The sequence below is a fragment of the Paenibacillus sp. MAHUQ-45 genome (assembly GCF_058133325.1).
Genome location: NZ_JBYUPV010000012.1, coordinates 180,509 through 200,261, shown reverse-complemented (window position 1 = coordinate 200,261; position 19,753 = coordinate 180,509). Strand labels below are relative to the sequence as shown.

At 49.0% G+C, this 19,753-nt stretch carries 20 protein-coding genes and 1 riboswitch; of the genes, 3 read left to right on the top strand and 17 right to left on the bottom strand.

The window, feature by feature from the left end; all coding sequences use genetic code 11:
- Nucleotides 1-49: 49 nt before the first annotated feature.
- The 6 genes from AC3Y23_RS23220 to AC3Y23_RS23195 form a co-directional block, all read right to left on the bottom strand.
- On the bottom strand, nucleotides 50-634 hold the full coding sequence (locus tag AC3Y23_RS23220) for a hypothetical protein (protein WP_379203516.1): 585 nt from the start codon (nucleotides 632-634) through the stop codon (nucleotides 50-52).
- A gap of 86 nt (nucleotides 635-720) precedes the next feature.
- Nucleotides 721-2,514, bottom strand: a complete 1,794-nt coding sequence (gene thiC / locus AC3Y23_RS23215) for a phosphomethylpyrimidine synthase ThiC (RefSeq protein WP_379203514.1) — start codon at nucleotides 2,512-2,514, stop codon at nucleotides 721-723.
- A gap of 115 nt (nucleotides 2,515-2,629) precedes the next feature.
- Nucleotides 2,630-2,736: riboswitch (TPP riboswitch) on the bottom strand.
- Nucleotides 2,737-2,890: 154 nt separating this feature from the next.
- Complete coding sequence (locus tag AC3Y23_RS23210) at nucleotides 2,891-3,328, bottom strand: HEAT repeat domain-containing protein (protein ID WP_379203512.1); 438 nt, start codon at nucleotides 3,326-3,328, stop codon at nucleotides 2,891-2,893.
- A 95-nt stretch (nucleotides 3,329-3,423) separates the two neighbouring features.
- Nucleotides 3,424-4,353, bottom strand: a complete 930-nt coding sequence (locus tag AC3Y23_RS23205; protein WP_379203510.1) for an aminoglycoside phosphotransferase family protein — start codon at nucleotides 4,351-4,353, stop codon at nucleotides 3,424-3,426.
- 17 nt (nucleotides 4,354-4,370) lie between these two features.
- The gene (locus AC3Y23_RS23200) at nucleotides 4,371-4,952 is read right to left on the bottom strand and encodes a hypothetical protein (protein WP_379203508.1); all 582 of its coding nucleotides are present in this window, start codon (nucleotides 4,950-4,952) and stop codon (nucleotides 4,371-4,373) included.
- 258 nt (nucleotides 4,953-5,210) lie between these two features.
- Nucleotides 5,211-5,549, bottom strand: coding sequence for a winged helix-turn-helix transcriptional regulator (locus AC3Y23_RS23195; protein ID WP_379203506.1), 339 nt, complete (start codon nucleotides 5,547-5,549; stop codon nucleotides 5,211-5,213).
- A 134-nt stretch (nucleotides 5,550-5,683) separates the two neighbouring features.
- Between AC3Y23_RS23195 and AC3Y23_RS23190 the strand changes: the two genes are divergently transcribed.
- Nucleotides 5,684-6,871, top strand: a complete 1,188-nt coding sequence (locus tag AC3Y23_RS23190; RefSeq protein WP_379203504.1) for an MFS transporter — start codon at nucleotides 5,684-5,686, stop codon at nucleotides 6,869-6,871.
- A gap of 52 nt (nucleotides 6,872-6,923) precedes the next feature.
- Here AC3Y23_RS23190 and AC3Y23_RS23185 read toward each other — a convergent pair whose 3' ends face one another.
- From AC3Y23_RS23185 to AC3Y23_RS23145, 9 genes are all read right to left on the bottom strand, one after another.
- Nucleotides 6,924-7,442 carry a GNAT family N-acetyltransferase gene (locus tag AC3Y23_RS23185; RefSeq protein ID WP_379203501.1) on the bottom strand — a complete coding sequence of 173 codons (519 nt, stop codon included), beginning with the start codon at nucleotides 7,440-7,442 and terminating at the stop codon, nucleotides 6,924-6,926.
- 2 nt (nucleotides 7,443-7,444) lie between these two features.
- Entirely contained in the window at nucleotides 7,445-8,647 is a 1,203-nt protein-coding gene (locus AC3Y23_RS23180) for a Gfo/Idh/MocA family protein (RefSeq protein WP_379203499.1), read from the bottom strand.
- Entirely contained in the window at nucleotides 8,644-9,501 is an 858-nt protein-coding gene (locus tag AC3Y23_RS23175) for a metallophosphoesterase family protein (protein WP_379203496.1), read from the bottom strand. The genes AC3Y23_RS23180 and AC3Y23_RS23175 overlap by 4 nt, the downstream gene beginning before the upstream one ends.
- Nucleotides 9,502-9,513: 12 nt before the next feature.
- Entirely contained in the window at nucleotides 9,514-10,350 is an 837-nt protein-coding gene (locus AC3Y23_RS23170) for a carbohydrate ABC transporter permease (RefSeq protein ID WP_379203555.1), read from the bottom strand.
- Between the two features lie 82 nt (nucleotides 10,351-10,432).
- Complete coding sequence (locus AC3Y23_RS23165) at nucleotides 10,433-11,359, bottom strand: carbohydrate ABC transporter permease (RefSeq protein WP_379203494.1); 927 nt, start codon at nucleotides 11,357-11,359, stop codon at nucleotides 10,433-10,435.
- 89 nt (nucleotides 11,360-11,448) lie between these two features.
- Nucleotides 11,449-12,813: an ABC transporter substrate-binding protein gene (locus AC3Y23_RS23160; protein ID WP_379203492.1), complete on the bottom strand. Its 1,365-nt coding sequence runs from the start codon at nucleotides 12,811-12,813 to the stop codon at nucleotides 11,449-11,451.
- A gap of 31 nt (nucleotides 12,814-12,844) precedes the next feature.
- Nucleotides 12,845-13,711 carry a DUF6923 family protein gene (locus AC3Y23_RS23155; RefSeq protein ID WP_379203490.1) on the bottom strand — a complete coding sequence of 289 codons (867 nt, stop codon included), beginning with the start codon at nucleotides 13,709-13,711 and terminating at the stop codon, nucleotides 12,845-12,847.
- Between the two features lie 135 nt (nucleotides 13,712-13,846).
- A complete protein-coding gene (locus AC3Y23_RS23150; protein WP_379203488.1) occupies nucleotides 13,847-14,701 on the bottom strand; it encodes an AraC family transcriptional regulator in 855 nt (284 codons plus the stop codon).
- A gap of 330 nt (nucleotides 14,702-15,031) precedes the next feature.
- Nucleotides 15,032-15,922: an NmrA/HSCARG family protein gene (locus AC3Y23_RS23145; protein ID WP_379203486.1), complete on the bottom strand. Its 891-nt coding sequence runs from the start codon at nucleotides 15,920-15,922 to the stop codon at nucleotides 15,032-15,034.
- A 175-nt stretch (nucleotides 15,923-16,097) separates the two neighbouring features.
- Between AC3Y23_RS23145 and AC3Y23_RS23140 the strand changes: the two genes are divergently transcribed.
- Entirely contained in the window at nucleotides 16,098-16,469 is a 372-nt protein-coding gene (locus AC3Y23_RS23140) for a winged helix-turn-helix transcriptional regulator (RefSeq protein ID WP_379203484.1), read from the top strand.
- A gap of 191 nt (nucleotides 16,470-16,660) precedes the next feature.
- Here the strand turns inward: AC3Y23_RS23140 and AC3Y23_RS23135 are convergent, their stop codons facing one another.
- Nucleotides 16,661-17,500 (bottom strand): SDR family NAD(P)-dependent oxidoreductase, encoded by an 840-nt coding sequence (locus AC3Y23_RS23135; RefSeq protein ID WP_379203482.1) that lies wholly within the window; start codon nucleotides 17,498-17,500, stop codon nucleotides 16,661-16,663.
- Between the two features lie 189 nt (nucleotides 17,501-17,689).
- On the opposite strand from AC3Y23_RS23135, the gene AC3Y23_RS23130 reads away from it, so the two are divergent.
- A complete protein-coding gene (locus AC3Y23_RS23130; protein WP_379203480.1) occupies nucleotides 17,690-18,595 on the top strand; it encodes an AraC family transcriptional regulator in 906 nt (301 codons plus the stop codon).
- On the opposite strand, the gene AC3Y23_RS23125 is transcribed toward AC3Y23_RS23130, so the two are convergent.
- Entirely contained in the window at nucleotides 18,592-19,752 is a 1,161-nt protein-coding gene (locus AC3Y23_RS23125; RefSeq protein WP_379203478.1) for a hypothetical protein, read from the bottom strand. The genes AC3Y23_RS23130 and AC3Y23_RS23125 overlap by 4 nt on opposite strands.
- Nucleotide 19,753 lies beyond the last annotated feature (1 nt).

The window sequence follows — 19,753 nt, the reverse complement described above, 5'->3', positions numbered from 1 at the left end:
TCGGGCTGCTTTTTCTATGTAAACACACAGGAAGATTACTAGTCCTCCGCTACTCCGACCAATAGGAGGCTTCCGGATTCATTTCCGCGCCTACTTCGCCTTCCTTAATCAGATCGCAGTCCAGATAACCGTCTTCGTCCAAGAAGTACACTTCTTGACGGTAAAACTCGCTAAGCGTCTCCAGGAACTTCGCAGGAGAATCATACATTACCACTAAATCGCCGAAGTCATGGAGCAGATCACAAATCCGTTCCGTACCGTCCGCAGACCGATAGTAGCAGATGAAATCACTGCCATAGTTAGTCAGGATGGGCAGGACGGTCCCTTCAACGGGATGGCCTTTCTCTGCCAAAATCCCCGCCAGTACTTGCATCTCCTGCTCATATTCATCCCGATGAATCAGGCGATACCCCGGCACAAACTCAATCAGATTTGGTTCTTCCTCCTCACGGTTTGTGCCTGACACCGTATTGTATATAGCCGCTAGCAGCTCTGGGATTTCCGGCACGATTGCCGCCATTTGGTCGTCTTTTCCCCCATGTCCTGTTCCCAGGCTGGCAGAGTATCCAGGCCGCAGACTGTCCGACAGTTGAAGGTAATCTTGAAACAATTGCGTTAAATTTTGAACTGACATGTCTTCATCCTTTGCATCTGTAAGGTAGTATTATCTACTCTCTATTATCCCCAATGCGCTTGCCGATGCAACTCCTGACGTTACCTCTATTGATATATCTGGCTGCCGCCCCCTCTGAACTCAGCAGATTTCTCGCGCATCCCAGCAACGATGGCCTCCTGCTCCTGTATGGGTTCATCCTGCACTCTTCCAGAGTTGCGAATATCGTGAGAAATACGCATACTGCAGAACTTCGGGCCGCACATGGAGCAGAAATGGGCTGTCTTGGCACCTTCTGCTGGCAGCGTCTCATCATGGTACTCCAGTGCCCGCTCAGGATCGAGCGACAGATGGAATTGATCCCGCCAGCGGAATTCAAAGCGTGCTTTGGACAACGCGTTATCCCGCTCTTGGGCACCCGGATGGCCTTTGGCCAAATCTGCGGCGTGGGCAGCAATTTTGTAGGCAATCACACCTTCACGCACGTCGTTCTTGTTCGGCAGTCCCAAATGCTCCTTGGGCGTAACGTAGCATAACATCGCCGTCCCGAACCAGCCGATCATGGCTGCCCCGATAGCGGAAGTAATATGGTCATAGCCCGGCGCAATGTCCGTGGTTAAGGGTCCCAGCGTATAAAATGGCGCTCCATGACAATGCTCAAGCTGCTTGTCCATATTCTCCTTGATTAGATGCATCGGCACATGGCCCGGCCCCTCTACCATGACCTGAACATCATGCTTCCAAGCTAGTGTCGTCAGTTCACCCAGCGTCTCCAGCTCCGCGAACTGGGCCTCGTCATTGGCATCAGCGATAGATCCCGGCCGCAGCCCGTCTCCCAGAGAGAAGGCGACATCATAGGCTTTCATAATCTCACAGATATCCTCGAAATGCGTGTAGAGGAAGTTCTCCTGATGATGAGCCAGACACCAGGCCGCCATAATCGACCCACCACGGGAGACAATGCCCGTCATTCGTCCGGCTGTCAGGGGGATGTAACGAAGCAGCACCCCAGCATGAATTGTAAAATAATCCACTCCCTGTTCCGCCTGCTCAATCAGCGTATCACGGTAAACTTCCCATGTCAGATCCTCTGCTTTTCCATTCACCTTTTCGAGAGCCTGATAGATCGGCACAGTACCGATCGGCACGGGAGAATTGCGGATAATCCATTCCCGGGTATGATGAATATTTTTGCCCGTAGAGAGATCCATAATGTTGTCAGCACCCCAGCGGGTGGCCCACCTCATCTTCTCCACTTCTTCCTCAATGGAAGAGGATACAGCAGAGTTTCCGATATTCGCGTTGATCTTCACAAGGAAGTTGCGCCCAATAATCATCGACTCACTCTCAGGGTGATTAATATTAGCTGGAATAATGGCGCGTCCACTCGCTACCTCATCCCTAACGAATTCAGGACTTACATTTTCTCGGATGGATATAAACTCCATCTCGGAAGTGATGATACCTTTTCGCGCGTAGTGCAGCTGCGTAACATTCCGGCCAGCTTTTGCTCGAAGCGGACGTCGCTGCAATCCTGGGAACGCCTCCACGGCCGATTTTCCCATCGCATGTCCGTTATCTTCTGGTTTAAGCGTCCGTCCCTGATACCATTCGGCATCCCCACGCTGCTCAATCCAGGACTTACGGTGAGGCGGCAGCCCCTGGCGAATGTCATTCTCAATGTCACTGTCTGTATAGGGTCCGCTAGTATCATAGACACGCACAGGGACGTTCTCCTCTTCGCCAGCAACCCCTTCGGTCCGTCTGAGCTTAATCTCCCGCATAGGTACCCGGATATCGGGATGTTGCCCTTCCACATACACTTTGCGACTACCCGGAAAAGCTGAAAGGTCCACCTTATCATACTCTCGTTTCTTGTCCTGCTCGTGTTCATGTGCCATCTTATGCATCCTCCTGTACTATGGGATATAAATAAGACAAGCGCCAAAAAAGCCGCTCCACATGGAGCGGCTTTATCCATGAACAACCAGAAAAATAGACCTGGCTATACAGAAAAAAGTTCCGTCTCCACTTTCCTACGCTGGTATGATCCAGATCAGGTTCAAGGGTCCAGGAATGCAATTTTCCCGTCTCAGCCTATTCAGGCTCCCCTAGTGGTTATCTTATCTAATTAGTTATAAGTTAACGGTATAATTGGAATTCGTCAACACCCTCTGCAGCTTTAGGGTTGGATGTGTTGTGTTAAGAACAGACAACAAGCAGAGGGTAACGCCGAAAAACCCTCTCTGATCAGAGAGGGCTCATTCCTGTGTAGAACTATTTAGCCGATTGCCATTTGCTCTCCAGCCATTGATCAAATTCGGCGCCTTTTTCACCTTCGTAAGCGTCGTAGATGTCGATTCTCATCTTCTTGAACTTCTCTTTGAAGTCCTCATATGAGTGGTCTTTCGGCAGACTCTTCTTGATTCTCAGTAGAATCTTGGACAAACCCTTAAATAGTTCAGGTTTGTTTTTGGACGGCTCTTGCACCTCTTCGCCAAAAGCCACTAATGCACGGTAAGCCGCCTCTTGTACGGTATATACAGGATCGTTCTCCACCAGACGCTTCAAAATATCAATAACCTGCTTATGCGGTGTACGGCCAAGCTCTTCTACTGCCGCCAAACGGGCTTTCCAATCCGCGGAACGACCCGCTTCCTTTTTTAACTGCTCATAATTTTCCGGCAGCTCTTGCTGCACTTCTTCGTTGTTCAAAAGTCACAATTCCCTTCTATAATCAATCTGTACCAATTCTACCGTACCGCTATCCCCAATATCAATCTTTTGGACAAACAAATAATAATCCCGTCTTACAGCTCCCCGGCTCTTCCTTCCGCATACCAATGCGGGATCAGCCTTTGAAAGTGATCATAGTCCGTGAACGCCATCCGGCAGCGCGCCTGCATCCCCTCAATATCAGCACTTCCGAATGGAATCGCCCACTGGATCGAAAATATAGAAGTATAGGCCACATACACTGCGAGTCTGACCCAGAAATCCTGAGGAGGAGGCCCATCGAAGTAACCATCCAATTTTCCACGTGTAAAAGCAACGCTATGCTCTCGGTCAAATGCTTGCAGCTTGTAAAATTCTTCAGCATAATCCCCGTTATCCCAACGATTGAAATCGATGATACCAATCCGGCCCTCACTTGTGTAAATATGATTACCGATGTGGAAATCGCCGTGCTGATATACTTTTTTCACTTGCGAAATCGCCCCGATATTCTCCCTCACAAAAGCAATCGCCATCTTATCACCTTCAACCCTGAAGGGACAGCCTTGCTCATACTCCTGTACCCGCTGTAATATCTTGGCCTGCATCCGACTTTCCCAATCTGCAAGATCACAGTTGTTCGAAATCGTATGAATCTGCTTGAGTATCCTCCCGGCTTCAACCCCAAGTGCATACTGTTCTTCTTCTGCCACAGAGAGCAGACAGTCCTCCAGCGGCTGGCCCTCCACCCAAGTCAAAAGCATATATGTACTGCGCTCCGCACCTTCACCCCACGCGCCGAAATCCACCGCCCGTGACATTGGAAAGTCGAGCTTATTGACCCGCTGAATCATTTCATACTCTGCTTGCTTCTGTGCATGATTCTTCCCGTCCGATACCCGCAGCAGAAGCTTGCGGCCGCCGGTGTCCTCGATATAATACTTTTTATCATTAGACCAGCCCTTGAGGACAGGCTCTATCTTCGTCCAGGCGCTCGCGCCGGGAATACCCAATAACCGCTCCACCTGCATCCCTCCTGTATCTACGTAGGAAGCTTCACCACAATATACCCTTTCTCTTGCAAGTCAAATCCCTGCTCCAAGCTAAATGTGGAGAGATCAATTACGCGGTCATGCTTCTTGTTGCGCGGCTCACCCTCCTCGTCCGCCCAGCAGCTGTACAGCTCGAATACTGAACCAGACACGCCGAAATCCTGCATCAGCTTGAACAATTCCCGGCAGCATTTGAGTGAGGCGTTCTCCGAATCAGGACGAGTCTCCTGATCTGCTGGTTTTACCGTGAAACTACCCCAATTCGGAGAGATTTTGTATACATAAGTACTATGAAAATGCTTGCGGATTTCCTCATTCCAGTAGCCCAGCGCTTCAATGTAAATACCCCCGGCATCTTCTTCCGTATCATATACGAGACAGTCCTCATCCCGAATATGGGACAGGTCAATAATATCCTCCAGTGGAACCATGCCCTGTTGCTTAAGCTCCTCGCGCTTCGCTTGGTATTCCGGGGAGGCTAACATTTCGCTGCGCGTTTTGGAAGACCGTACGCTTCCCCTCTCGCCGAGCGGCAGCTCCACCGGTGAGCCGATGTAATGAAATTGAGTCATTAATAAAACCTCCTAATGATCTTCTGAATACCTGACCGGATGCCTCGGCATTTGTATGCCAATGGTACCGGCTCAGCTCTATGAATGCCTGATAATACATTTATTCTTGATTCTTCTGATAGCAACCCCTTCTTCACTGACTCCTATGCTATCTATAATTGTCTCAATCATCAGTCACTTCTATATGTTAGCTGCAAAAAGGCTCCGAAAGTCATTCTCCCGACTCCAGAGCCCTCCTGCCTATTCTTCTATCTATCATTAACAGATCCGTTCCGTTGGTTTAATTCGTTCCCTGTGATTCTCGCCCCACAGATTCATCAAATCCATCAACGGGACTAAACTTTCCCCGTATTCGGTTAATGAATATTCCACTTTGGGCGGAATGACCGGATACACCTCGCGCTTAATCAGCCCGTGTGCCTCTAACTCTCTTAGCTGGTAGGTCAGCACTTTCTGCGTGATCCCGGGTATCAGTTGAGCAAACTCACTGAATCGTTTGGTCCCATTGCGCAGATGACAGAGAAGCAATAGCTTCCATTTGCCCTCAATGATTCCAAGCGTTACGTTCGCAGCATAATCACATTCAGTTGGCCTCATTCGGCATTACCTCCTTCACTTACACTTACTTCAAAGAAACTAACGCGAAATAAAGTGCGTACTTCTCAGAACTCTACCATTCAAGCATAATCAAATACGTTCTTATAATCAACAGCAAGAGGGGAGTACAGCATATGCAAGCAACTACGACTAACAATGCCAAAACATCTTATCCCATTGCCATCTATATCTTGATGATCAGTGCGTTTGCTATCGGTACAACTGAATTTGTTATTATGGGGCTTCTGCCTGACGTAGCCAATGATCTCCATATCTCCATCAGCAAAGCAGGGCTACTGGTGTCAGGTTATGCTCTGGGGGTGGCCATTGGCGGGCCATTACTGACCGCATTAACTGTCCGTCTACCTAGGAAAACTCTGCTCCTGGCACTGATGGCTCTATTCGTAGGAGCCAACCTGATCAGTATGGTCGCCAGCGATTATACAGTTCTCATGATTGCACGTATTCTGTCAGCTGTCGTTCATGGCACGGTATTCGGGATCGGTTCTATTATCGCCGCCAGTATCGTCAGTCCGGATAAAAAAGCTACTGCGATCGCCATGATGTTCATCGGCGTCACTCTAGCGAACATCCTCGGCGTTCCCTTAGGAACCTGGATTGGCCAAAGTCATGGCTGGCGTTCGACTTTCGGGGTCGTATCTCTGCTAGGTTTGTTCTCGTTGATCACCTTAGCCATATTCGTTCCTAAGCTGAAGAGTCAGGAGACTCCCAGTTTTCGAAAAGAAATACGTGTTCTTCGCAGCCCTCAGGTCCTGCTCACCCTGCTGATGACGGTTCTGGGATTCGGAGGCGTGTTTGTTATTTTCACTTACATTTCCCCCTTCCTGACGGAAATTGCCGGCTTTCAGGAAAGCACCGTGACGGTTCTGCTGCTCCTGTTCGGCGCAGGATTAACCCTTGGGAACATAACAGGTGGAAAATTAGCAGATTGGAAGCTGATGCCGTCCCTGATCGGGATGCTGATCCTTCTTACTGTTGTGATGACCCTGTTCACATTCACAAGCCACAACAAAATCGCTACAGTGATCACGATCTTCATCTGGGGATTCGCCGCCTTTGGCACAGTACCCGGGTTCCAGATCCGTGTTCTGGATAAAGCCAGTGCTGCACCCAACCTGGCCTCTGCACTCAATATCGGCGCTTTTAATCTTGGCGGTGCAGGCGGCGCCTGGCTCGGAGGTATCGTACTGGACAGTCCGCTGGGACTGCAATCCTTAACCTGGGTAGCTGCTTTGGTGACGCTGCTGGGATTACTAATCACGCTATGGGGACAACGTGTAGAGAAGAGGCACAAGGCTTAACGTTCACCCTCATAAGAAGAAAAGCCTCCCTGAAGGGAGGCTTTCTTTACAGTTAAACAGAGGGGCCAAGCTGCTGGAGAATCCGTTCCCATCTTCCAGGGTGACTCTCATCCATATGGACTGGCGTGAATCCCAACTTCCGATAGATTTGAATGGCTGGCAATCTGAAATCATCTGTTTCTAAATAGGCCGTTCCCCCGCCCTCTTCACGCATCTTATGCAGGGCGGCAAGGCTTGCCGCAAACCCCAAGCCTCTTCCGGAATACTCGGGCAGCACACCCACCATGTGCAGATACCAGTTGTGACTCGCTGTCTCCCAGGCAGTCGCAGTAGCGACAGGCTGGTCGCCTTTACAGAGAAATAATAAGCGATCAGCGTAGAGCGGAACGATGTCGCCAATTTTATCCGCAAACTTCACGTCTCTAGTAAAAGAATGACGGATGAGATCCTCCCAATTGCGTTCGTCTCCATGCTGGTAGGACATTATCCGAAAGCCCGTTGGACATAGAAATGGCGGCAAATCGTCCAGCGTCTCCTTCTGCATAATCAGCTTCGACAGTCCTTGTCCCATCGTTACTCCCCCCTCTTCGCCTTAAAATCAGGAAAGGGAATGGCTTGTCCGCCCGCTTTCACCGATTCCATGGATAGGGAGAAGATCGAGCTCCAGGTAACCGCATCATATACATCAACTGAAGGCTCGCGATCCTCCTGGATGGCCGAAATAAATTCCTCCAATACTAGAAAATCACCCCCGCCATGCTTCGTCCCTGCTGCGAATGCTCCCCATTGTTTCCACGTTGGGTGATCGTACTGAGGCTGGTAGTTCTGCAGGGGTTCCCACATCTCCGACCCGTCCTCTACATGCTGAGGCGAACGGTTCTTGAACCAGATCAAATCATCTTCCTGCTGATGCCGGCCTGTAATAAAGGCACCTTCCGTACCTTGGAGTAAATAATGCGTTTTATTGTGCGGCCTTACCGAGGTCCAATCCACACGCAATTCGATCAGCACACCCTTCTCGGTCTGCAAAATAGCTACTGCGCTATCTCCCTGCTGCCAAAATCCGTTCCCCGCAGCCGGATGATCCTTGCCAAAATGCTCACTAAAGTAGCGCTGCAGCGATCTTGATTTGGACACAAAGGTAGAGACTTGCTTCAAGCGGTCTCCGCCCTCCTTGTTCAGGTTGATCCACTGCGCAATGGGGCCAATGGAGTGTGTAGGATAATTAATTCCATTAAATTGTTGGTGCAGCTGGCCCCGCCAAGTGAGCGAGCCATCCGGATGGTGGATCAAATGGCGCAGGTCATGGATATACCCGCCCTCCAGGTATGTAATCTCACCGAACATCCCCTGATCTGCCATATGCTTGATTGTCAGATTGGAACGGGAGAAGCAATAATTTTCGGACATCATATATTTAAGTCCTGTCCGCTCTACCGTCTCGATCAGCTCCCAAGCTTCATCCAACGTTCGGGTAGCAATAACTTCACTAAGTACATGCTTGCCAGCATTCAGTGCGTCGATGGACTGTCTGGCATGCAGATGCATAGGACTTAATATAAAAACAGCATCCACCGAGGGGTCTTTCAGCATTTCGTGATAATCACGATAGGTACGGATTTCTGGGAATTTCTCTTTCCACTGAAGAAGCACCCATTCATTCAAATCACAGGTTGCAGTCAATTGAATTCGGTCAGAGAGCGAGGATAGGGCGTTCATAAAGCTGGCCCCCCGATTCCCGCCAACAATGGCTAATTTTACAGGCTTACGGCTCATTTCCTTGCAACTCCTTTGCGGGCTGTTTGGGCATTGACGAAGAGTCCCAGCGCAGACGAGTCACCTTCACAGCTGGGATGTCTCTCATAATCGTACATGTGCGGCGTATAGACACGCGCCCAGTTGGATAGATCCTCGCTGGCGAAGCTGATCGTTTCCACGCTAACCTTCTGGTCTATAATGTTCACCATTCGCACAGAGGGTACATCCGGTACAGCTGCCGTCTGGATGAAGTGCCAGTGTTCTTGGCGAACAATGGAATTCACGTGATTATGTCCGTTAAAATAGAATCCGCTTCCCTGCCATTGTTCAAGCAACGGCCAGATCGCGAGGTCAGGGTCTAGAGACATCATGGTTTCGGTCGACCTTGCGGTTGTCCCGTAAGGCGGATGATGGCCGATCATAATCAGCGGCTTGTCCGGGTCCTGTCTCAATTGGCTGTGTAGCCAGTTCCATTGTTCCTCGTCTATGGTGCCGCTCCAATCCTCACGAATTTCACGCGCGGTATCCAGCAGTATAATTCTTGCGTCATGCTCCTCGATCACTTCATATCTCTTCAACCCGGTTAACGCAAGAATATCGCTCTTCGGATGCGTATACGTATCATGATTACCCAGCACATGAAGAAAACGGTCGCGTAGACCACGCTTTTCAATGTGCTCTATGACATACGTGAATTCGGCGGCTTCTCCCGCATGCGTTAAATCACCGATCGAAATATAATAATCAGCCTCCAGGGATAAGAACAGATCCATGAAGCGTTCATAATAAGCATCACGGGCAGCGGCTATCGAAGGCTCATCGCTGGTTAGTTCATACGGGTAATGCAAATCTCCAATTATAGCTAACTTCAATCGTAGTCCCCCTTAGCCTTTGATTCCTGAGTGCATAAAACTGCCGATCACCTTACGCTGGAACAATAAGAACCCCAGCATAAGAGGTGCCGAAACAATTAGCGTCGCCGCGCTTACGTCACTCCATTGTGCCCCTGACTCGGTAGATTTCGCGAACATCGCCAGCCCTACGGTCAACAGCCGGTTCTCTTCGGAATTGGTCACGATCAACGGCCACAAGAAATCATTCCAGTGGAAGCTGAAAGAGACGATCGCGAACGATACATAGACCGGCCGGGACAACGGAACATAAATTTGCGCCAGGATGCGCAGACGGGAAGCCCCTTCTACACGGGCAGCTTCCTCCAGTTCATACGGTAATTGCTTGAAAGACTGCCGAAGCAGGAAGACACCAAAGGCGGATGCGAAGTAAGGCAGCATAATTCCGATCTTGGTATCCAGCAGACCCATGTCACTTAAAATCTGATAGTTAGAGAAGATTAGAACATCAGGCGGTACCATGATTTGTACTAAAAACAACATAAATACTAACTCTCTGCCCACGAAGCGCACCCGTGCAAATGCGTAGGCGGCCATGGTCAACGTAACCAGCTGAACAGCAAGAACGCCAGTACAGACCAATAACGTATTTAAAAAGAATTGCCCAAAGGGTGCCGCTTGCCACACCCGGGTGAGGTTATCGAGCGTCCATCCCCAGGACCAGCCTGTATCCACAGCCGAGGCTTTGGGCAAAAAGGCCGTTCTGGCCACCCATAAAAAAGGGATGATCCAGAGCGCCACCACACCGAAGCCGATGCCATGCGACAGCACTTGAAGAAGTCTTCGACCGAACCGCCGATCCCGGTGCATAGCCCGCTCTTCTTCTGCCAACCTGCTTTTCTTCTGCCTTGGCAGAAGTGACAGCTTTAATGGATTGTCCATGAGCCCCGTCCTATTCGTAATGAATTTTACGATCCCACCCAAAGAACTGGAGGGACGAGATAATGAGCAGCAGACCGATCATCACGACGGTCATCGCAGCAGCCATTCCCTGATCGTAGAAGTTAAAGGTGGTATCGTAGATATAGTACAATAGCAAGTTGCTGGAATTGTTCGGACCACCCTTGGTCATAATCCATAGATGATCAACCAGCTTGAAAGAATTCGTAATCGCAACTACCATGACGAACAACGTAGTTGGCATCGTGAGCGGTATGGTAATCCGCCGTATCGAGGTGAAAGTGCCAACACCGCTAACCGCTGCGGCTTCATACAGATCTTTCGGAATCTGCTGCATCCCCGCCAAATAGAAAATCATGAAGTAACCGGCTTCCTTCCAGACCATCATGACAATTAGCGCCCCCATTACCGTATCGGGGTTCCCAAGCAGATTGACCGGCTGATCTGCGATCCAGGCGGCAAACCTGGCGAACAGCCCGAAATGCGGTGTATACAGAAACAACCAAATGTTCGCCACAGCGATCATTGGAATCATATTCGGATAAAAAAAAGCAAGGCGGGCAACCCCGCGTCCCTTAATCGCCTTGTCGGCAAACAGCGCCATGACAAACGCGAGTCCTACTGAAACGGGAACCGTTCCGACAGCAAACCAAATATTGTTTGCTACCACTTTTCTAAACACCTGATCTTTAAGCAGGTTTGCATAATTCCCCAACCCGACGAACACAGGTTCAGGGGTCGCCAGATTCTTTTCATATAAACTAAGCCACACGGATTTCAACATCGGGTAGTAGGTAAATAAACAGAGAAACAGCAGTGAGGGCAACACCAGCCCCCAGCCAAAGCTATTTCGTTTGAGCTTCTCACTCCATCCGGCAAGCATGCCTTTCCGTCCTTTCTGCCACGGGCTCTGGATCATTCCATTTCACGGTATAGAATGGAGTACGCCTTGAGATAGAGACCCTCCCGGCGTACTCCGCAACAACTCCTTCTTATCCGTTGCCTTTGTTACTTATTGAACGGGGCAAGCGCCTGATCGGCTTCTTCCTGCGCTTTCTGCAGTGCACCAGCAGCATCCACTTGTCCGGCTAAAGCAGCTTGAATCTGATTCGTGATCGCTGTCGACACTTTACCGTGGTTATGCGTAGACAATTCTCTGAAGGCATACTGCAGTTGATCGCGCGCAACAAGTGCTTGCGGGAAATCAGCCGTATATTTCTTCATGGCTTCTGTATCATAGGCTGATTTGCGCACGCCTACATAGCCGGAGGAGCTGCTGAACAGTGCGGCCTGCTCTGGAGCAGTCATATATTTAGCAAATTCCCAAGCTGCTGCTTGCTTCTCAGGCGAAGTGTCTTTAAAGATGTACAAGTTGCCGCCGCCCGTAGGTGATCCGAATTGTTTCTGTGCAGGCGGGAAAGCCACACCGAAATCGAACTTGGCATTTGTTCTGACATTCGTCAGGTTACCGCTTGTGTGCATCATCATTGCTGTCTTGCCTTGAATAAAGTCAGTAGGCACGGTAGCCCAGTCAATTACGCCTTCTGGCATTACCTTGTCTTTGTGGGACAGGTCCAGCCAGAATTGCAGAGCTTCCACATTCTCAGGTGTGTTGAACATTGCTTTTTTACCGTCATCGGACATGATGTTTTGCTTAGGATCTGTGGCATTTTGCCGGGCAAGCATTTGGAACATCCAGTAGGAGTCGTCATTACCCGGGATTTCCAGGCCAGCATGACCGTCTTTGTTCAGCTTTCCGGCATAGGATACAAGCTCAGCCCAGGTTGTCGGCGGCTTCTCAGGATCTAAGCCTGCTTCCTTGAACATCTCTTTGTTGTAGTACATGACAATTGTGCTTCGTTGGAACGGAAGGCTGTAGGTTTTGCCTTCGGTTTGTGTATCTTCCATAAAAGCAGGATAGAAATCATCCATATTAACGTCTGTATCCTTAGCGATCCAATCATCCAGCGGAACAATAGCATTCATATCCAGCATGCTGTACAATTCCGTGGACATCATCACGGCTACATCCGGCGGCTGCTTAGCCTGAACACCGGCTTGAATTTTCACTGTATTATCACCATAATTGCCGGTATATACAGGATTCACTTTAATTCCAGGATGCGTCTCCATAAAGGATTTGGCCATATTATCGATAACTTTGGTCAGTGGACCCCCGACGTTAACCGGATAATAGAAGGTAATTTCTACGTTCTGTGTGCTCGGTGCTTCAGTGGCCTCTGCACTTGCAGAAGGCTGCGCAGTAGGGTCTGCGGCAGCTTCTGTAACACTATTATTATTAGATTGACTACAGCCTGTGGCCAGTAGAGTACATCCCATCAAGAACAACATCAGTTTCGATTGCTTCATCATTTCTATAGGCTCCTTTTTAGCTTCGATTGGATTAGAAAGAATAGTGACGGAAGTTCACGCTTATGCGATTAGAACCTACATCGAGAATGTGAAGCTGGGCTCCGTCAGCCGTTGGCAGCACTGCAATACCTTGAGCTTCGGTACCACTAGGCAAATTACGGTCTACTGCAACGGACACATTACCGTTATCCACATCGACTTTATAGAGAGTCTGGGTCTTATTATCTGAAGAAGCATAGAGGTATCCGTTATACATCGCAGCACCTTGAACCCGATCAATGCTTTGAGTAAGCGGAACCGTCTTAATCAGGTGCATGTCGTCAAGGCTGAACACGTTTAACACATCAGCATTGTTCCATTTTGCCGTGTACACCTGCCCGCGGGCAGCATCTACAGCAACCCATGGAACACCTCCAGGATGGAGATCTAGCGGCAGCGCATAAGAAGTACCGGTATACTGCAAGGTATTGGCATCATAAAGGGCGATGTACGGATGCTCGTATTTTTTCCCATCTTCAATAGGAGCATAAATCTTCCCGTTATAATAGGAGATATCCCCGATGTGATCCCCGCCAAGCGCGGATATCTGGGATGGAATCGCCAAAGGATTCCGTGCGATTACCGTCTTGCCGTCCAGTGCTGTACGAAGCAGGCCATAAGGTGAGCTGAAAATCCATGCGTTCCCATCCGTCGTTACCCCTTGCCCCCGTTCCAGGGCATCTAACAGCCAGAAAGTTTGCTTGGACACTTCATGCCAGGGTTCAGCTGCTGCTGTAATTGCAAAATCACTTCCCAGATTTTCCGTTTCTACCGGATCTGCAAGTACCGAAGACATAGACACTGAACTGGACACCATTACTCCCGCAACAACCAGACCCCAAAACCTTGCAACTTTCATGTTCTTCTCTCCTCCTAGTGTTATCTTGGCCCAGCACGTCCTCACGCCTGACCTTAATCCCATTCTAGGGCTGATCCATCCCCCTCCTATTGAACAAAATACTTCTTTCCTTGAATAAAACTCTCATTTGCATATTTATTCCGACATGGAGCCGGGTTTAGCTGAAATTTGATAAGCATACAGCTTCGGAGTCAATCCAGTCTCCCGTTTAAAGACTCTGGTAAAATGCCCTTGGTCGGCAAAACCGACTTGAGCAGCAATTTCCTTCAAGCCTACCTTGCCTGATCGGATCAGGAATTTGGAGCGTTCAATACGGAGGCGGATTAAATAGTGATGGGGAGTATAACCGGTCTGCTGCTTGAAGACACGGATAAAGTGGGACTGACTCATATTGGCCTTCGCGGCCAGCTCAGCCAGCGGAGCATCTTCCTCCAGGTTCTCTCGCATGTATTGGATAACGCGGAAAATCTCCTGGTTCGCTAGCGTTTTAGCACCAGAATGTTGGGGAATGACAGAGGAATAGTGCTGCAGTAAGTGAATGATTAGCATATTGGACAGTGAATCGCTGTATATTTTCCCCTTCGCTCCGCCATTCTGCAATTCTTCCAGCATCCAGAGCCCTAACTGCAGGAGCTTGGAATCTTTGACATGGAATTTGCGGTCTAATTGAATGTGCCCTTCCGTCAAAAATCCGGATTCACGGGCAACTTCTTCAATCACAGAAGGAGTGATCTCAATATTCAGGAAATATAACGACGTCTTGCCCCAGGGGCAGAGGAGGCTCTCGTTGCATGGGGTAATATGAATCGTATAATAATTTTCGTAATAAGCCGTACAATGAATTCCTACCAAATACTTGGGCTCCGGCGAGGGACTAAACGCTTGTTGCGGACTGTACCATTGCGAGACCTTGACCTTATCCCAACCCAGGTTGTCACTTGCCAGAACAGGCTGAGATGTCGTGGAGACCGATTCTGTAAAATTTTTCATAGCCATCACCCCTTGTCCCCCCAATCTATCAGCCATATATGCGCGCCGCGTCAATGAGTTGTAAAACATTTGTAAATCTCTACATCGCAAATGTTGTATTGCACAGCAATATTTTCGTCATAACGTCCCTATGTGTGTCTTGCTTTGGCAAATATGCCGCCACTTCGGACTTACCTCCTCATTGAGGGTGCAATCCGACATCCTCCCGCACCAAAAAGCGCGAGTGACAGGTGTGAAATGAACCTGTTACTCGCGCTTTTTTTCAAACCACCGACTAAACCGATGGTTATGACTGCGGTCTTCGAATGCCAGAGCTGTTAATTAACAATCTCATACACGCTCTGGAAGAAACAATGCCTCAAACTTCGCTTTTCCTTGCTTTTCAATCCAGGTATTGAAATCCGTAAGTGCCGGGAATGCCTTGCTCACAACAGAAATATCGACCTCGTGGCCTTCTTCGTTTAGCCACTGAAACACGCCGGCCAAGATTTCATTATGCTGACGCAATGTTTCCAGCGGAACTTGAACATAAGGAATGGTTCGGTTGGTTATGCGGCCTATAGCATCAGCAATCTGTACGGGTGTTAGCATGTCACCGGCAATTTCGACAGTTCTGCCCAAATAGTCGTCTGGGAATCTAAGTGCTAACACAACGAAAGCGCCGATGTCGTCCACAGCTACAAGCGGGATCACTCCATCTGGCTTGAAGGCTTGTGCGATCATTCCGTTCTGCACACCGGCTGTCATCGGGTCTGAGAAGTTCTCCATAAAGGTGGCGGGACGCAATATGGTAGCCGGCAAATCTAATGAAAGAATATACTGCTCTATATCCCATTTCTGCATGTCACGATAACGGGATTGCGCATCTGCACCGCCAACTGATGTATAAATGAAGTGCTGAATGTTCGCCTTTAAGGCAGCGTCCGCTACAGCCTTCCCGATACGTCTTTCATCGGCATTGGTTTCGAGAGTAGGGTTCCAGCCCGATGCTTGAACACTGAATACGCCATATACCCCCTGCATAGCGGCATCAAGTGAGGCAAAATCGTTCATATCACCTAAAAAAAGCTCAGCTCCCTGTTGGGCTAGTTTCAGGGCCTTATCGCTTGATAAATCGCGAACAAATGCACGAACCTTCCAGCCATCAGCGATTAAATGCCTAACAGCGGCACCTCCTTGTTGTCCCGTTGCGCCTAAAACCAATATCTTTTTATCAGTCATATCCCCATGCTCCTCTCTAAGCTGTATAAGACTATCTCTGCTTAAACTAAACCATTACAGTAAAATAAGTCCTGTTGTTATCCTAAATTATTAACTATATAATTTAAAGGAGACACATTATTTTTATATAACTTCATAAAGTAGACTACCTATATTTTAGTTAGGAGTGATTTCTGTGGATGTACGCAAAGGGGACGAACTATGCCTCATTTCTATTCGTGAAGCTTTGGAGGTTGTTCGCGGAAAATGGTCCTTTTTGGTGCTTTCCTTACTTAGTCTGGGGCCGCAACGATTTAATCAAATGCGAAGAAATTTAGATAACATCAGCATCAAGTCTTTAACGGATGTCCTGCGTCATTTGGAGCAATATAAAGTCATCAATCGCGAAGTGTTTCCTACTGTACCAGTAACCGTTGAATACTCACTAACCGATAAAGGACGGGAGTATATCCCCGTGCTTGCGCAAATGCGTACATGGGGTGAAAACTGGGGGGAACATCCGCAGCTTGTCGATGGTCGCGAATATCGTTGTTGTACAAATAGATAAGCATGGAGAGAATACAAACCGGGTTATAAATTGAACTGGTCTTCAGCAAATATAAAAAGACAGCGAGTATCCGTTATCGGGACTCGTTGTCTTTTTTGGTTTTACGGCATTTGCCACTAGCTTCAGCTAATCATGATCTAACAAAATTAGAACACTACTTCCATCCTGCTTCTCAGGATAGTGATCGCCACTTATTCAAAATCAGTTCGGAAGCTGACGTCCTTGTTCGCTTCCAGTTCTTCACGCAGTTGGTCCAGCTTCTCGGATGCTCTCCGGTAAGCATCACTGCCCAGGAACAATTGAGCCGGCGGATTCGGTGATTCCGCCAGATCAATGAACACCTCTGCCGCTTTTTCAGGATCACCAAGCTGCTTGCCATCTGCCGCTACGAACTGGTTATGTCCAGCGTGAAGCTTGCTGTAATCCTCAATTTTATTGGCAGACAGAACCAGGGAATCCGCCTTATTGAACTCCGTTCTGAAGCCTCCGGGTACTACTGCCGTCACTTTGATCCCCAGAGATTGCACATCCTGGGCAAGCACTTCTGTCAGTCCCATTAGCGAGAACTTCGTCGCTGCATACACACTCCAGCCCAAATGCGGAGCGAAGCCCGCGATAGACGAGATATTGAAAATGTGCCCTGACCGCTGCTTCCGCATATAGGGCAGCACACTTTGAATGACATTAATGGGACCAAATACATTGACTTCAAAGTTAGCCATGATCTCCTTCTGCGATAGCTCCTCGATTGCACCACCGATGCCATACCCTGCATTGTTAACCGCTACATCTATTTGCCCGAACTGCTCATACGTCTTTGTCACGGATGCCTGGATCGAATCTGCTTGGGTCAGATCGACCGCGAGCGGCAGGAATTGTCCTTCCGACACCTCACCCACGGCTTGCTTTAAATCTTCTATATTACGTGAAGTTGCAGCGACTCTATATCCGCTATCAATCAATTTTTTCACCAAGGACAGCCCCAGCCCTTTCGAAGCACCGGTCACGTACCATACTTTATCATGTTGCATATTTTCCCCTCCAATGGATAATCATTACTGTGTAATAGGCGATTGCCGCCGGTCTGTTGGAACAACCTTATTATGCTCCTGCCGGGTGAAATTCCGTTAGAATATTACTCTCACGTTCTTGCCTATTATTCTCACCTTACTTAACAAACACAGTTCAAGAATTTATACTGAAACACAGTAATGGGAGGGATGCACATGCTGGATGATGCTCAAAAAACATACTATAAACAGCTGGAGCTAGCGAAGCTCGTCGAGAAGTTCTCCGGTAAAGATGGCGACCATGCTACCCTCATCCCCTCACTGCATCTGGTTCGCGATTCCCACTCCGAGGTTCCGATCTGCAGAATTCAAAAACCATCGCTATGCATCGTTGCCCAAGGTGAGAAGGTTATTATGCTCGCAGATGAGCGCTACCGATACGGGGTATCTGACTACCTCGCGGTGTCTCTGGATGTGCCGATAACCGGCCGGGCTACTCAGCCCTCTCCTGAATCCCCCTACTTAGCGATTCGTCTGGATTTAGAGGCCAGCCAAATCTTTCAGATCATGAAGGAGACGGACCTACTTCCCAAGAGCACTAATAGATACCATAGAGGATTATTCGTAGGCAAAATGAATAATGCTCTCCTCGACGCAGCCGTCAGACTGGTAGGCCTGTTAGAGACGCCGAAGGACATTCCGGCACTGGCGCCCCTTGTCATACGGGAGATTATTTACAGACTCCTTAGCGATGATCAAGGAGATGTGTTCAAGCAGATTGCCATGGCTGGAAGTAATTACGCCTCCATTGCTGAGGTGGTCGAGCGGATCAAGAGGGATTACAACCAGCCGCTGCGCATCGAAGAATTAGCTGAGCTTGCGAACATGAGCTCCTCCTCGTTATATCGTCACTTCAAAGAAGTGACCGCCATGACCCCAGTCCAGTATCAGAAGCAAATTCGACTGCAGGAAGCTCGCCGCCGCCTGTTAACCGAATCTACCCATGTGGCAGATATTGCGTTCGAGGTAGGCTATGAGAGCCCCTCCCAATTCAGCCGGGAATATGCGCGTTTGTTCGGCTTCTCTCCAATGAGCGATATTAAGCGGTTCAGCTAAATGCCTTTGTATAGAAGCGGAACAAACACCGAGGCACAGTTGGCTTGGCGAAAACGAGCGATGACGTGCCTGCTCCAGTCACGCTCATATTGTGGATGGGAGGCTAGAAACAGCTCATCCAGATGGTTAAATGCGGCATCATACGGCATAGCCGGATTGTCGCCGTTGAACTCCAGTTGCGAGATATGCAGATAGATGCCACCGGGCAGCGTGATCTTTTCCACACCATCCGGCAGCCCCTCGAAGGAACTAACCCGTGTACCAAAGCAACTGTTCACTTGTCCCTCCACCCCCGTATCAACTGGAAAGCCATAGTAATCATGCAGATAATATTGAGCCGCTTCTACTGCAAAGACCTGCTGCTCCACTTCAAAGTATTTGGTAATTACAAATTCCTCCGAGTCAGGAGGGGTCACACTGCATGCTATTTTCATCTCGGGAAGCGTCACCGGGCGGCATCTTAAAGTCTCGAAAGAATCCCCAGCATTGGACGGAAGCTTGATCGGCTCGTACTTCACAAGCATATCCCCGTCCTCATCATAGGTATTGAGGGGGGAGCTTGCCGGGTTATAAACATACTTTGTATCGGTACGGAAGCCATTGACAAAATACTCGTCAGCCTGCATCCGTTCGTCATATCCGGCTCTGCCTTCTTGCTTCTTCCCGTTGATCAACATCTTGGCATAGCGGCAGGCCGGTATCGTCAACGTTACCGTATTCTCCGGGAGATGAGCCGGCAGATTCGCCAAGCTGTCCACAGCAATCCCAACAACTACTCTGTAGTTGCCATCCCCCGCGATATCATAACGTGCGCTCAGCAATTCCTGTTCCGCCAGCTTCACCCCAAGGATATCGGCTAGCAGCGCCGTTTCTCCTTCAGCAATCATTTTTCGGGCAAAAAAATAATCATTTAAATCACGGCCAGCCGTTCCACTTCGCCCATAACCATAGCCACGGCTCTCGTAGGTGATCGTCAAGCCAATTCCGACAATCTTGATTTCACTTCTGTCAACAATAGCGCAGAATTCGTTCACCTGTTCTACCAATACCTCTGCTTGACTGATGCGGTTTGCCTCCTCCACCATGCTCATAATGACTGGTTTTACCTTGGGTCCATAACCCTCGGGGCTTGCATCCAGCTTTTTGGCTGTATTCATT

What these genes read in the sequence shown, in the direction of transcription:
- AC3Y23_RS23150 (WP_379203488.1), bottom strand. Translation starts at nt 14,701, where the DNA reads ATGAAAAATTTTACAGAATCGGTCTCCACGACATCTCAGCCTGTTCTG.
- AC3Y23_RS23195 (WP_379203506.1), bottom strand. Translation starts at nt 5,549, where the DNA reads ATGAGGCCAACTGAATGTGATTATGCTGCGAACGTAACGCTTGGAATC.
- AC3Y23_RS23160 (WP_379203492.1), bottom strand. Translation starts at nt 12,813, where the DNA reads ATGATGAAGCAATCGAAACTGATGTTGTTCTTGATGGGATGTACTCTA.
- AC3Y23_RS23180 (WP_379203499.1), bottom strand. Translation starts at nt 8,647, where the DNA reads ATGAGCCGTAAGCCTGTAAAATTAGCCATTGTTGGCGGGAATCGGGGG.
- AC3Y23_RS23200 (WP_379203508.1), bottom strand. Translation starts at nt 4,952, where the DNA reads ATGACTCAATTTCATTACATCGGCTCACCGGTGGAGCTGCCGCTCGGC.
- AC3Y23_RS23165 (WP_379203494.1), bottom strand. Translation starts at nt 11,359, where the DNA reads ATGATCCAGAGCCCGTGGCAGAAAGGACGGAAAGGCATGCTTGCCGGA.
- AC3Y23_RS23125 (WP_379203478.1), bottom strand. Translation starts at nt 19,752, where the DNA reads ATGAATACAGCCAAAAAGCTGGATGCAAGCCCCGAGGGTTATGGACCC.
- AC3Y23_RS23145 (WP_379203486.1), bottom strand. Translation starts at nt 15,922, where the DNA reads ATGACTGATAAAAAGATATTGGTTTTAGGCGCAACGGGACAACAAGGA.
- AC3Y23_RS23130 (WP_379203480.1), top strand. Translation starts at nt 17,690, where the DNA reads ATGCACATGCTGGATGATGCTCAAAAAACATACTATAAACAGCTGGAG.
- AC3Y23_RS23155 (WP_379203490.1), bottom strand. Translation starts at nt 13,711, where the DNA reads ATGAAAGTTGCAAGGTTTTGGGGTCTGGTTGTTGCGGGAGTAATGGTG.
- AC3Y23_RS23220 (WP_379203516.1), bottom strand. Translation starts at nt 634, where the DNA reads ATGTCAGTTCAAAATTTAACGCAATTGTTTCAAGATTACCTTCAACTG.
- thiC (WP_379203514.1), bottom strand. Translation starts at nt 2,514, where the DNA reads ATGGCACATGAACACGAGCAGGACAAGAAACGAGAGTATGATAAGGTG.
- AC3Y23_RS23190 (WP_379203504.1), top strand. Translation starts at nt 5,684, where the DNA reads ATGCAAGCAACTACGACTAACAATGCCAAAACATCTTATCCCATTGCC.
- AC3Y23_RS23135 (WP_379203482.1), bottom strand. Translation starts at nt 17,500, where the DNA reads ATGCAACATGATAAAGTATGGTACGTGACCGGTGCTTCGAAAGGGCTG.
- AC3Y23_RS23170 (WP_379203555.1), bottom strand. Translation starts at nt 10,350, where the DNA reads ATGCACCGGGATCGGCGGTTCGGTCGAAGACTTCTTCAAGTGCTGTCG.
- AC3Y23_RS23185 (WP_379203501.1), bottom strand. Translation starts at nt 7,442, where the DNA reads ATGGGACAAGGACTGTCGAAGCTGATTATGCAGAAGGAGACGCTGGAC.